At 33.4% G+C, this 13,832-nt stretch carries 11 protein-coding genes; 4 read left to right on the forward strand and 7 right to left on the reverse strand.

The annotated features are described in order from the left end of the window. Positions 1-38: 38 nt before the first annotated feature. On the forward strand, positions 39-1,874 hold the full coding sequence (locus A6M14_RS11250) for a DUF4209 domain-containing protein (RefSeq protein ID WP_206669623.1): 1,836 nt from the start codon (positions 39-41) through the stop codon (positions 1,872-1,874). Positions 1,875-2,207: 333 nt separating this feature from the next. Here the strand turns inward: A6M14_RS11250 and A6M14_RS11255 are convergent, their stop codons facing one another. Further along, complete coding sequence (locus A6M14_RS11255) at positions 2,208-2,840, reverse strand: hypothetical protein (protein WP_152875101.1); 633 nt, start codon at positions 2,838-2,840, stop codon at positions 2,208-2,210. 109 nt (positions 2,841-2,949) lie between these two features. Between A6M14_RS11255 and A6M14_RS11260 the strand changes: the two genes are divergently transcribed. Beyond that, complete coding sequence (locus tag A6M14_RS11260) at positions 2,950-3,351, forward strand: DUF3144 domain-containing protein (RefSeq protein WP_152875103.1); 402 nt, start codon at positions 2,950-2,952, stop codon at positions 3,349-3,351. 74 nt (positions 3,352-3,425) lie between these two features. On the opposite strand, the gene A6M14_RS11265 is transcribed toward A6M14_RS11260, so the two are convergent. From A6M14_RS11265 to A6M14_RS11275, 3 genes are all read right to left on the reverse strand, one after another. Next, entirely contained in the window at positions 3,426-6,191 is a 2,766-nt protein-coding gene (locus tag A6M14_RS11265) for a M16 family metallopeptidase (protein ID WP_152875104.1), read from the reverse strand. Between the two features lie 248 nt (positions 6,192-6,439). Beyond that, positions 6,440-9,208: a M16 family metallopeptidase gene (locus A6M14_RS11270; RefSeq protein WP_152875106.1), complete on the reverse strand. Its 2,769-nt coding sequence runs from the start codon at positions 9,206-9,208 to the stop codon at positions 6,440-6,442. Between the two features lie 129 nt (positions 9,209-9,337). Further along, entirely contained in the window at positions 9,338-10,159 is an 822-nt protein-coding gene (locus A6M14_RS11275; RefSeq protein ID WP_152875107.1) for a PhzF family phenazine biosynthesis protein, read from the reverse strand. A gap of 235 nt (positions 10,160-10,394) precedes the next feature. Between A6M14_RS11275 and A6M14_RS11280 the strand changes: the two genes are divergently transcribed. Then, on the forward strand, positions 10,395-10,877 hold the full coding sequence (locus A6M14_RS11280; RefSeq protein WP_152875109.1) for an FKBP-type peptidyl-prolyl cis-trans isomerase: 483 nt from the start codon (positions 10,395-10,397) through the stop codon (positions 10,875-10,877). A gap of 80 nt (positions 10,878-10,957) precedes the next feature. On the opposite strand, the gene A6M14_RS11285 is transcribed toward A6M14_RS11280, so the two are convergent. Both A6M14_RS11285 and yaaA read right to left on the reverse strand, forming a co-directional pair. After that, entirely contained in the window at positions 10,958-11,578 is a 621-nt protein-coding gene (locus A6M14_RS11285; protein WP_152875111.1) for an HD domain-containing protein, read from the reverse strand. Positions 11,579-11,602: 24 nt separating this feature from the next. Beyond that, positions 11,603-12,382 (reverse strand): peroxide stress protein YaaA, encoded by a 780-nt coding sequence (yaaA, locus tag A6M14_RS11290; RefSeq protein WP_152875113.1) that lies wholly within the window; start codon positions 12,380-12,382, stop codon positions 11,603-11,605. A 125-nt stretch (positions 12,383-12,507) separates the two neighbouring features. Here yaaA and A6M14_RS11295 point away from each other — a divergent pair, with 125 nt between their 5' ends. After that, a complete protein-coding gene (locus A6M14_RS11295) occupies positions 12,508-13,140 on the forward strand; it encodes an alpha/beta hydrolase (RefSeq protein ID WP_152875114.1) in 633 nt (210 codons plus the stop codon). Between the two features lie 49 nt (positions 13,141-13,189). On the opposite strand, the gene A6M14_RS11300 is transcribed toward A6M14_RS11295, so the two are convergent. After that, positions 13,190-13,801, reverse strand: coding sequence for an FMN-binding negative transcriptional regulator (locus tag A6M14_RS11300; protein ID WP_152875116.1), 612 nt, complete (start codon positions 13,799-13,801; stop codon positions 13,190-13,192). Positions 13,802-13,832: the final 31 nt, after the last annotated feature.

Genomic DNA, 13,832 nt, shown 5'->3' on the forward strand with positions numbered 1-13,832 from the left:
AATAGAAAATGGTTTTTTTTGAGAAATAGAGAAGTGTTATGGATAACGTGCAAGGAAATTTATATCTGAATCGTGAGAATTTTTTAGAATATAATTGGGAACTTGATATTCCTGAAGGTGATCATCAGGGTTATTCGGTTATAACAATGAGTTTACAAGCATCAGCAAAGAAAATGTTGGATGCAGAAAAAACTGATAGTCAGAAGATTCTTGAACTATTGTCTAAAGCTTCTTCAATGATGCTTATATCAGATAGCCTAAATGAGCCATTTAAGCCTATTTTTGAAGATTTCCAAATGGCAAGAAGATCCGCAATTCCAGAAGACTTTACTAAAGATGAATTATTTTTTTTCGAGCAAATCTTAAATGATATAAGTGAACCATATTTAAAGGCAAGAATTGCAGATTTATTATGGTTATTGCTTAGACCTAAAAAAATCCATCATGCAAAAATAGCAATTGATACGTATCTTATGCATGACATTGATGATCAATCTTGGCATAGAGATATTAAGAAGTGCTTTGAACGTGCTGCACGTTTAGCTATACAAATTAAGGATTGGAAACGTTTAGAAAAAATCAAAAGCTTACTTTTTGCAGCTTTTCTTAAGGAATATTCAGACAGTAAGTATATGCAATTATGGCTTGCAGATTTATTAGATAAATTAAGAATAGATGAAGATTTAAGACCTCAAATAGCCCAGAATCTCTATGAAAAAGCACAAAAATTAAAAAACAATAGAGACTTTCATTCGGCTATTTCATATTTTGAGTTATCCGCAAAAAAAAATAAGCAATGTAACGAGAAAGAAAACTATTTAGAGTCGCTTATTGGCATAGCCGAGTGTTATGAAAATGAAGCTGATATTCGAAGTACTCATAGTAATCTAGTTGCAAATGGATTCTATGAGAATGCTATTCAAGCATATCGTCGAATTCCTACCAAAGAAAGAGATAGATATAATATTGAAAATAAAATAATAGCCGTTCGTATGAAGATAATATCTTCAGGGCAAGCTTCTTTAGATGAAATGATATCTTTGAAATCACCAACTGTTGATGTTTCTGAGTTAGTTGAAGTATCTATAGAACACGTAAAAGGAAAGTCCACTCCTCAAGATGCTTTGTTATATTTTACTGGTGTCACTCATCCTACTAAATATGAGCAACTATTAAAGAATTCAAAGGAAACTTTAAAGCATAGTATTTTGGGGAGTTTATTCGGTGGACGTCATTTAAGTGGAGATGGACGTATTATTGCAAAAACACCAAGTATGAATCTCAATGCTGGTGAAGACGATCTAGCTAATCAAGCAGTTTTATATAAACAAATGCAAAGTCAATTCTCTATTCACCTTGATCTTACTGTACAAAGTCAAATTCTTCCTGCATTGAGACAATTACTTAAAGAGCATAGAGTAACTAAAGAATTAATAATTTCTTTGTGTAATCAATCTCCTCTTGTTCCAACAGATAGAGTTTTTTTATTAGGGAATGCTCTATGGTTAGGTTTTGAGGAGGATTTTGGCCTTGCAATCCATCTTCTATGTCCACAAGTTGAACACATAGTGAGATCAAAATTAAAAGAAGCAGGCTGCATAACAACTAATATTGATAAAGAAGGTATAGAAAATGAAAATGGATTGAGCACGTTAATGGATCTTCCAGAAACAGAACAAATTTTCGGTAAAAGCCTTAGTTTTGAATTAAAAAGTATTTTTACTGAAGCATTAGGTTATAACCTGCGCAATAATGTTGCACATGGTTTATTAAATGACAATGACTCAATATCATTAGGCAGTATTTATGCATGGTGGATGATTCTAAGGTTAGTTATTAGATCAATTGTTAGCGGTCAAATTAAAAGAGATTAGATCTCTTGCGAAAAGTATGGCTTTATCTAATTTTGCATTAGCCAAAACTTTATAAAATATAGCTTAACGCTGTTTAAATTTCAACCAAAGCAAGAGATCTAATATTCAATTTAAAACTGAATTAATTTATTAACTCGGCTTTTTATTTTCTAAGAAAAATAAATTTGGAATTAAGTGGTTTAGCTAAATTCTAAATTAAATTTTCATTCAATATAAATCATAAGCTTATCCCAACTATAAGAGCCCAACTCAACCAAGTTGGGCTTTAAAAATAATTTTTAGTGCTCCACGTTTACTATTTAACCAATATTCCACAAGTTTATGTCATTTTACTTAACGATATTTCCCAAAAACTTTCCACGTATTGTTATCTGCCAATGGGTCGTTATAACTATCGCTACGTTGCTTACGTGGTTTCTCTCGAGCATCGACCAATTTAAAGTCATCTTCCGTACTTAATACAATTCCATTCACATAAAACCGTGTGCGTGTGTAATCACTTTGCCCATGCTGAAACACATAAGTTCTTAAATCAATAAACTCACGATGCGCAACCAAAGCAGTAGTATCATCACTGTCCAACCATTGCGACATTGCTTGTATTTGTTCTGGTTCAAATTGCCCACACTTTTCAATAAGGCTTGCAATACCACGAAAAGTTTTTGACTCTTTTGCACGTGTTTTATTAATGCGAATTCGATCTACATGAAAATAAAACAGTGGTAAATTTAAGTGACTAGGCAAATGAATTTCATCGAGAACTTCATCTTCCATAAATGGCTGAAATAAGTCTTGTGCCCTTTCTATTAAACCTGTCCATTGATTGTAATATTCATCAACTTCTGCCTTTGTTCCATAATAAATAGGCAGCCCTTCTACATTGGCTAAATTTGTAGGTGGCCAAGTATTTTGGCGCAATAAAGCGATATCACTTTTTAAACGTTGAACCGCAATGGCATCTTGCATTGAATATTCCATAATAATGCTTAGGCTATTTTTAGATTAAGCGAAAGGTTCCGTTTCTGCAAGCCTTTGCCTATAATGCAGCATTAGATTTTTATACTAGGAAAAGCTCATGGTTCAAAAGATCGAAGCGACGGATGTTACTGAAGAAGAAGCTTTGAATGCTATTTTCTTTGAACGTGCTGATGAATTTATCAAACAAGCAAATGAGTTTTGCCGTGTAGAAAAAGGAACTCAAGAAAAGCCAACTGAAAAGCGCGGTCAAGTGAGTGCTGCAATGCTTTTTGGTACAGCTCGTTTTAACACTTGGGTTGCTGCCAACAATTTCAAAGATGGCAACGAAATGCGCGATGCCAGAGACCAAGTGATGTCTTATATTCTTCAGCAATTTCAAATGATGTTGGAAGATAACTACGATGAATATTGTGAACAGTTTGAAAACTACTTACGTTTCCGTCATAACGAAGAATTTCATGCCAATAAGCACAATCACGAACATGATCACAAGCATTAATATTTAAATGCTATGTCATAAAAAAAGCCCTTTCGGGCTTTTTTTATTTGTTTCTATAATGATCGATGAACAATTTATTTTGCTGCTTTACCATATTGGTCGGACATCACTTCAACAAATTGATCGAGCTTAATATATTTTTTAATAACAGCATCTACATCTGCTTTAGTCACTTGAGCAAAACCTTGATCTTGCTTTTCACGCGCATATAAATCGCGTCCACGCTCTAATTGTGAAGTAAGCATGCCATGAATACGACGTTCATCTTCCAACGCTGTAACACGTTTTTTAAAGATATCTGCTTTTGCTGCTTCAACCTCTTGTTCCGTTACACCATTTTTCAATAAATCATTGAGAACTTTATGAACAGCTTGTGAAACTTGTGTCGCCTTTCCTGCTGTGTAATTTGCACTGATGCCTAATGCACCACTTTCAATTTGGTCACTGAAGTTCAAAGTGCTGCCAAAACCATAAACAAGTGCATTTTTTTCACGTAATTCTTGAGCTAAACGAGAAGATAATTGCGATACACCTAAAATATTTCCAAACACAACAAGCGCAGGTCGATCAGGATTATCAGCGCCTACTGGAAATGGCATTACGCTGACATAACTGCCAAATTTACGTTGCTCTGCAAGCATATGATGTTTTTGTGCAGGATAGGTGGAATACGGACTCTGCAATTTTTCATAAGCTTCTTTACCATTCCACTTAGAAAATTCAGACTTTAATAATTTCTTGATTTTCTTCGCATCAAAATCACCAGTAATTGCAATTTGTGAATGATTCATCGCAAAAAACTGTTGATACAATGCTTTTACTTGCTCATTGCTCGCTTCTTGTAATTGCTTTTTAGCAAACTCAGGTTCGAAATGATAACGTAAATCACCGGGTTGGTTCTTCTCTACAATTCTTGTGATTGTTAAAGCAGAAACCATATCAGGTTCTGTATATGGACGGTCTAAACTTGAAAGCGATTGCGATTTAATTAAATCGAATTGGGTTTGTTCAAACTTAGGAGCTTTCATCAATTCAATTGCAAATTTAAAGAACTCTTCAAATTTCTCTTTCTTCGCAACAATTTGAATGTTTACACCATTACCACTCCCCGATGCTGAAACACCACCACCTGCTTCAATCGATTTATCAGCAATATCTTGTAAGCTATATTTATCCGATCCTCGTAGCATGAGATATGCCATTAAATCGATAACTTGACCTTTATTAAATAAAGATTCTGCCGTACCAAAATCTACATTAATGCTGGCATAAGTTTTATCGTCACGAGTAGATGTAGAATAAAGTGCATATTTCACACCATTTTTAAACTCACCACGCTCAATTTTCTTTTCTGTACTTTCAATATGTTTTTTAGATGAATCAACAAAAGCACTTACTTCTTTTTTATAGGTTGATATATCTTTTAATGGTTCTGGCTTTTCGTTAGAAGCATCTAAAGTTTTTGTATCTGTTTCATTTACATCTAAAGTGAGTGCTTTTTTCTGATCTTCTGGTGTCGGTTGAATATCACCAATAATTCGATTTTTAGGTGACAAGAATCCTTTATACACCTGATTAACATCATTTACTTTTAAGTTTTGAACATCTGTCAAATCTTTAAAATATCGAGTCCAATCACCATCATAAGCAATGGCATAATCACCTAAACGTGAACCTAATGCAGATGCGTTATTTTTAACGCTCTCTGCTTGGTTAATCGTCATTTTTTTAATACGATTTAACTCAGCCTCTGTAAATGGCTTATTCTGTTCAACACCTGTATTTAATGAGTTTTGAACTGTTTTTTCATTATGGTTAGGTGCATAAACTGCCCCCATAAACACCATATTAAAATCTTTATCTAACCATGTTGTAGATTGCGCAGCTGTCGCAATGCCAGTTTCTACAATACTCTGATATAAATGCCCACTTGGTTGTAAAGTATATAAAGTTGGAGACATTGCCAATGCTGTTTTCACATTTTCATTTGCTCCTGTTAAATAAATATTAAATTTTGCAAGGTCACTGCCTTTTTGAACCTTAAATACTTTATTTTGAATTTTTGTGCTGTCTAATGCTGGCACGGTCGCTTGTTTTGGAATTTTTCGAGTTTGAATTGAACTAAAACTTTGATCAATTTGCTTTAAAACTTCAGCTTTATCAAATTTACCTGAAATGACCATAATGGCATTATTTGGCGCATACCAATTTCTATAAAAAGTATTCAACTCGCTCATTTTAATCGACTGTAATTCATTTAAATCACCAATAGGTAAACGCCCTAAATGTTGATTTCCATAAGCAGTTTTAAACACTTGATCTAGTAAAACAGAAAATGGTTGATCTAAACGCACTTCACGTTCACGTTTTACAATCGCAATTTCTGAAGGGACAAACTTTTCTTGTAGAACAAGTTTATCCATGCGCTCAGCTTCAAGATGAATAATTTCGTTTATTGCTTTTTGTTCTGGACGAATAATATTGATATATTGAGTTGCATAATAATCTGTACTTGCATTATTCGATAAAGTGTACTGATTTAAACGACGTTGAAATTCTTCGCCTTTTATATTTTGCGTGCCTTTAAAAGCTAAATGCTCTAATAAATGTGCTAAACCACCTTTACCTTTAGGATCATTCAAAGAACCAGTGCGATAAATCGTGTTCATATACACTTTATTTTCTTTATCATTTTGTGCAAGGATGACACGAAAACCATTATCTAAGGTGTATTCTTCAATTTTCTGTTCTGCTTTAAACAATACAGGTTGAGCAAAAACAGATGAACCTATTCCCAAAAGAAAAAATGAAACAACACATTGGTTAAAGCGAAAAAGCATAATCACTCCAAAAGATTAATCTCTTTTTAAATACGTCATTCAAGACACAATTAAAATGCAATCTTTTTTATTTTATTAAAAAAACAATAATTTAAATCAATAATCAAATTTAAACTGTAAAAATGGTCAGAATCGAAAATAGAGACCTAATTCCAATCTGACCAATATTTTAATTGTAAACAATTCTCAGTTAACAATCTTTATTTTTCACAGTTTAACAACCAATAAAAACATGAAATTTATTCTTTTTATTTCACATCTTTACCATATTGATCTGCCATAACCTCGACTAACTGATCAAGCTTAATGTATTTTTGAATAACAGCATCAACATCCGCTTTAGTCACTTTAGCAATATGTTGATACTTGCTTTGCAAATAAGACATATTACGATTGTGCTTGAGTTGAGGTGCTAATAATTCATGAATATTCGATGCATTTTCTAAACCCGTAGCACTTTGTTTTAATAAATCGGCTTTTGCTGCTTCAACTTCTTGTTCGGTGACACCATTCTTCAACAAATCATTGAGAACTTTATAAACGGCACGTGAAACCAATTCAGATTTACCAGCAGTATAATTCGCTGAAATTTCAAGATAACCCGAGTCTTCATAATCACTAACAGTCACAGATTCATTAAACCCATACACCAAGGTATTTTTTTCACGCAACTCTTGACCTAAACGTGAAGATAATTGTGATTCTCCCAAAATATAGCTCAATACATACATTGCCTGTGTGTCAGGACTATCAGCCCCCATCGCTATAGCTAGATTTGCTTTGTAATGACCAAACTCTCGTTGCTCTGCAAGTAAATGATGTTTTTGTGCCTTTACTGGCTGATATATTGCACCAATTGGGGCATAATAGTCTTCTTGTCCATTCCAGCTTGAAAGCTCTGTTTCTAACAAGGCTTTAATTTGTTGAGGATTAATTTCACCTGTTACTGCAATTTGAGCATGATGCATATTAAAATATTTCTTATAGAAACTTTTTATTTGTTCATTTGTGACTTTATTAATAGATTTTTTACTAAATTCTGGGCTAGAAAAGCCACGTAAATCGCCTTCAGGATATTGATTTACCAATTTACTCATAGCAAATGTAGCGACAGTTTCAGGCTCTGTATAAGAACGATCTAATCGATTTAATGATTTAGTTTTAATCTGATTAAATTGTGATTTATCGAATGTTGGAGTTTTAATTAGCTCTAGAACAAATTTTAAATAATCAGAAAAATGTGCTTTATCAGCCGAAACTCTAAACTCGATAGAATTACCATTGGGTACAACTAGAACCTCCCCATCGGCTTCAATAGATTTATCCGTAATGTCTTGTAATGAATAACGATCAGAACCACGCATCATTAAATATGCGGTTAAATCAATCACTTCACCTTTATTGAATAAACTTTCAGCCGTACCAAAATTTACGACCAAATTTGCATAGCTCTGATCATCTAATGTACTTGTTGAATAAAGTGCATATTGCAAACCATTATTTAACTTCCCTCGTACAATCTCCGATTCTGCCTCTTTGGAATGTTCAATAACGTCTTGTAAATAATGAGCACTTTCTTTTTTATAAACTGTCACATTTTTCAATGGTTGAGGTTTTTCATCAGCATCATTCATTAATGTATCTGATACTGTATGTGCATCTGCTTGCATTACTTTTTTTTCGGATTTTGAAGTTGGGGTGATTTCTGAGCTAATACGGTGATCAGGCTTGAAATAAACTCTTAATTGTTGATTAATCGTATTTACATCTAATTTTTGTGTTACTTCTCTATCTTGAAAATACTGAATCCAATTTCCCTTATTCAAAGCCACACTATCACTTAGTAATTCACCTATTTTTGTTGCATCTTTAAAATCAGCATCTGCACTATTTTTGAAAACAGTTTTAACACGGCTCAAATCTACATCATTAAATAATTGAAATTGCTCTACACTTGTAATTAATGATTTATCAATTTTTTTCACATTTTGTGATGGTGCATAATCAGCACTTACAATCATCAAATTAAAATCAGGTGTCATCCATGCAGACATCGTAGCATCATCCACAATCCCTGTATCCACCATATTTTTATATAATTGCCCACTAGGCTCAATGTTGAACAATAATGGTGTAATGCTCAAAATAGGTTCAATTTCAGGTTTTCTAGGTGTGATATAGATATTCATTTTCTGGTAGCTACTACCTTTTTGAACACTAAAATACTGATCTTTTATCTTTGTCAGATCAACCACTGGAACTACTGTTTGGTCTGGAATTTTTCTAGCAGGAATAGTACTAAACTTTTGATCTAAAACATTTAGTAAAGATGTTTTATCAAAATTACCTGTAATCACCATTACCGCATTATTTGGTGCATACCATTTCCGATAAAATTGATTTAACTCCGTCATATTAATTGATTGTAATTCACCTAAATCACCTATAGGTTCACGTCCTAAATCTTTATTGCCATAAATTGCTTTAAATACTTTATCGATTAGCAAAGAAAATGGTTGATCCGAGGTCAACTCACGCTCACGTTTAACAATCTCAATTTCAGAAGGCACAAATTTTTGTTGAAGTACAAGCTTATCCATTCTTTCAGCTTCTAAATAAATCACTTCATCAATGGCTTTTTGGTCTGCCCGAACCTCGTTGGTATATTGAGTCACGTAATAATCTGTACTAGCATTATTAGACAACGTGTATTGATCAAGTCGTTTTTGAAAATCGTCACCTTTAATATTCTGCGTACCTTTAAAAGCTAAATGTTCTAATAAGTGCGCCATGCCTCCCTTACCATTCGGATCATTTAGAGAACCTGTTTGGTAAATCATGTTTATAAAGACTTTACTTTCTTTATTATTTTCAAACAGTATAACTTTAAGACCATTATCAAGTTTATATTCTTCAATTTGTTTATATGATTGCTGTAAAACAGGTTTTGCAAATATTGCCGTACTTAAACCTAGAGCCAATAAAGAAACCGTTAATGTTTTGAGTTTTAATTGCATGGAATAACCTATTTAAAAAATGATGTTTTATTTTTATCAGGCTTCAGAATATATCTTTCAGTCAAATAAACTCTGTTAAGTTTTGCAAAAAAAACCACCTTTAAGGTGGTTAACTGAAGAATTCTAAAATTAAATATAAATGTCCGCTTTCATAAATAATGTTCCATATCCCGAAATTTCTATACGATCATTTTCGAGTATTTCGCAATAAAGCTCGCCACCTCTTTTTGAAGCTTGATATGCCAAAATTTTACTTTTACCTAGTTTCTCAGCCCAAATAGGTGCAATTCCCGTATGAATTGAGCCTGTAACAGGATCTTCATCTATGCCATTTGCAGGTGCAAAATAACGTGAGACACAATCGTATTTGCTTGAATTTGCGGTGATTGCAACATCTAAATCAGATGCATCTGCTGTGATTGCTGTTCTTAATTTTCCAAGATTTTTTAATAATTCTAAGTTTGGCTTTTCATTTAATATGTCTTGTACATTTTCATATTCAATTATGTAGGCTTGCGCATTTAAATAAACATTTTTAAATGGCTTCGAAAATGCCTGATCTAGTAATTCAGGATACTTTTCTAGCTTTTCTGCACGTCTAATAGGAAAGTTCATCATGATTTTCCCGTCATCCGCCTGTGTAACAATAAAAATACCTAAATGTTTAACATGGAACTTTATTTGCTTTTTTAATGTGTAATCTTTAAATAAAACAAAGCTACTTGCTAAAGTGGCATGCCCACAAAAATCGACTTCTGTGGTCGGTGTAAACCAACGAATTTCATAATTTTCATCATCAATTACTTTTACAAATGCTGTTTCTGCCAAATTATTCTCTAAGGCAATATTTTGCATAAGAGCTTCATCTAACCAAGAATCTAAAACTAAAACAGCAGCAGGATTTCCTTTAAAAAGCTCTGTGGTAAAAGCATCGACTTGATACATTTTCATGATGAGTGCCTGATATTAATCGTGTTATAACCAAACAATAAGCTAGATTATTCTTCACTTAAAGTAAAAGATCACAGTAATTTGTCAGTTATTCATTGAAATGACATTGAATTTGTTTAAACTGCCCATATAAATATCAAAACATCACAAAAATGTAGAATTTTGCTCAATTCTATTCTACATAATTAGCTTTTCGCTTTATGATGTACCCTTAAAATTTGACTGGATCAATAACATGACTGCTATTGCAAACAATCTTGTGGTTTCTTTCCACTACACATTGACTAACGCAGAGGGTGAAACTCTGGACCAATCTCAAGGTGAGCCACTTGCCTATTTGCACGGTGCAGGTAACATCATTCCTGGTCTTGAAAATGCTCTTTTAGGCAAAACTGTTGGTGAAAAATTCACTGTAAACGTTCCTGCTGCTGAAGGTTATGGCGAATACAACCCAGACCTAGTTCAAGAAGTTCCTGCTCAAATGTTCCAAGGTGTTGATAACATCCAAGCGGGCATGCAGTTCCAAGCTCAAACTGATGACGGTGTTCAAATCGTTACTGTTAAATCTGTTGAAGGCGACAACATCATTGTTGATGCTAACTTCCCACTTGCTGGTCAAGATTTAACTTTCGAAGTTGAAATCGTTGAAATCCGTGAAGCTTCTGCTGAAGAATTAGAACACGGTCACGTTCATGGCGTTGGCGGTCACCACCACTAAGTTGTCATTGAATAAAAAAAGGCAAAGTTTTCACTTTGCCTTTTTTTGTTTTCTTTGATTAATGAATTGAGCATTTCTTATCACAGTAAACTTACTAAATTTAATTTAGCATTGGTTTCAAATTTTTCTTGAAAAAAAGGTGTTTTATAAATCATTTCCATGGAATAAAAATGCTCTAAAACTTTAGCCCTTTTCAATATATAGACTTCTTTTTTAACAGCTATATATTCATCCCCAATCTGCTTTTCATATTCCAAAAAACGCTTTTCATTCGATCCTAAAATAGCAAGATCAATATCTAGAAAATAACTTAAATCTGAATCTTTAGAAGATTCATGCTTTTGGCTTGCAAGAATCCATTTAAAAATTTGATCAATTGCACACTCAGGAAGAAAATTAGAAAAAAATGCTTTCATTTTTTCTGCACTTTGTAATTCATTATCTTTAGCTAAAGGATCATAAACAACATCATGAAACCAAATAGCAAGTTCAACCAACAAAGGGCTATTTAAATTAGCCTTTATTTCCTGAAAATGGTCTAAGCATTCAATAATATGCTGTACCGTATGGTAATGACGATGTGGTTCCGTATACGCATTTAGAAGATATTCATAAATTGTACAGCTTCTGTCTTTTTCTATGTTAAAACGATGTGCAAAATCATCCCAATACAACTGAAATTGATGAAGCTGATCAATCATGAAAACATTCCTACACATATAAAATCAGGCAACTTGCTCATCACGTTTAAATACAAGTTCACCTTTTAATGAACTATCCGCATCAAAATAATAACCATCCGTATTAAATGATTTTAAATCTTCAGCTTTTTCAATTTTATTTTCAATAATATAGCGCGCCATTAAGCCACGTGCTTTTTTGGCATAGAAACTAATTACCTTATATTTTCCATTTTTTTGATCTAGGAAAACAGGTTTAATAATTTCTGCATTAATTTTGCTTTCTTTCACCGATTTATAATATTCATCGGATGCGATATTCACCAAAATTTCAGATTCAGTTTTCGCTAAATCGTCATTAATTAAATTGGTGATGGTCTGTCCCCAAAATTCATACAGGTTATGACCACGCGCATTTGCAAGCTTCGTTCCCATTTCTAAGCGATATGGCATCATTAAATCAAGCGGGCGTAATAAACCATACAAACCAGATAACATTCGCAAATGATTTTGTGCAAATTCAATATTCTGATCCGTTAATTGATAGGCATCTAAACCTGTATATACATCACCTTTAAAGGCAAAAATTGCTTGGCGAGCATTTGAAAAATTAAAATCAGATTGCCAATCTTGAAAACGATCAACATTTAATTTTGCAATTTTTTCACTCACACTCATTAAGCTTGCAATATCGGTTGCAGATAATTTTTGACAATCTTGAATTAATAATTCTGAATGATCTAAAAGCCTTGGAATTGTATATTGATCTGTTGGCAAGGTTGTTTCGTAATCTAATGTTTTTGCGGGTGATATTAAGGCTAGCATAAAAGACCTGGTCAAAAAGTAACTAATCAGACTATAACAGTCGGTTTATTTTAATGCCAATTTGTGTTTTTTATAAACATAATCGGTAAAATGTCGCCTTTCTTCTGCTATACACTCCCTATCCTATGTCCGAACAAATTTTCATTCAAGGTTCTGTGGGTAAAATCGAAGTTTTTGTTGATTATCCCCAAGGTGAAGTGAAAGGATTCGCAGTTGTTTGTCACCCGCACCCATTACAAGGTGGAACGCCACACCATAAAGTTCCTGCTCTTTTAGCACAAATGTATCTTGAACGCGGTTGTGTGGTCTATCGTCCTAGTTTCCGTGATTCTGGTTTAAGTGAAGGTAATCATGATGAAGGTCATGGTGAAACTGAAGATACATTATACGTCATTCAATATGCGCGCTTAAAACATGTAGGTAAACCATTTTATGCGGGTGGTTTTAGCTTTGGCGCGCATGTTATGGCAAAAGCTTATGCTACTTTACCTGTTGAATTACAAGCAAAACAGATGATTTTATGTGGTTTACCTACTTCAACAGTTGCAGGTGTACGCCACTATGTAACCCCTGCAATTAAAGGTGACATCTTATTTATTCATGGTGAGGCAGATGATGTCACGTTGCTTGCAGACATGGTTGAATGGGCAAAGCCTCAACGTCATTTAGTGACTGTGTTACCAGGTGCTAATCATTTCTTTACAGGATATTTAAAGCAATTGCGTATTGCGATGTCACGTTTTTTAGCTTTGGGCTAATCAAGTTTAATTAAAAAAACCTCGCTTATTGCGAGGTTTTTTTATGGATTCATTTATTCAAAATAAACCCTGCTAAATCATCTTTATTCTTTTGCTTATATGCCTCTGCGACATTCAATCGATCAATTACACCTCTGTTTTGGCTGAGTTTAAACTTACCCACTAAACTTGAGATTTCAACACGTATAGCAGCAATTTTGCTTAATTGATCTTGAATGTAATCTTTCGGTGCATCTGACATTTTCCAAGGTTTCGGCTGATTACTTTCATGTTCCCGAGTTAACCTTGCCAAAATACCTCTTAATGTTTTTTCATCCTCAATAACTTCTGCTATCCCTTTGACATGTATCACTACATAATTCCATGTAGGAACAGCTCGATGATGTTCTAATTTTCCAGCATACCAATTTGGCGATACATAAGCATGATCTATACTAAAAACAACCAATACATTCTGAGACTGTTTTAATTGGACATACAATGGATTTTCTTTTGCTATATGGGCAAATAATGAATGTGACTTTTCATCGTATTCAAAAGGAAGATGGTTTGCATCTAATTCACCATCTGCATATAAAACCAAACATCCTAAAGCATGTTTTTGAATTAAATTCGTTAGAATTTCAGTCCTTGTTTCTTCAAAAACTTTCGGCAGATACATTCCGTTTAGTACTCACGTTTATATTGCTTTA

Source organism: Acinetobacter portensis, assembly GCF_009372215.1.
GTDB classification, from domain to species: Bacteria; Pseudomonadota; Gammaproteobacteria; order Pseudomonadales; family Moraxellaceae; genus Acinetobacter; species Acinetobacter portensis.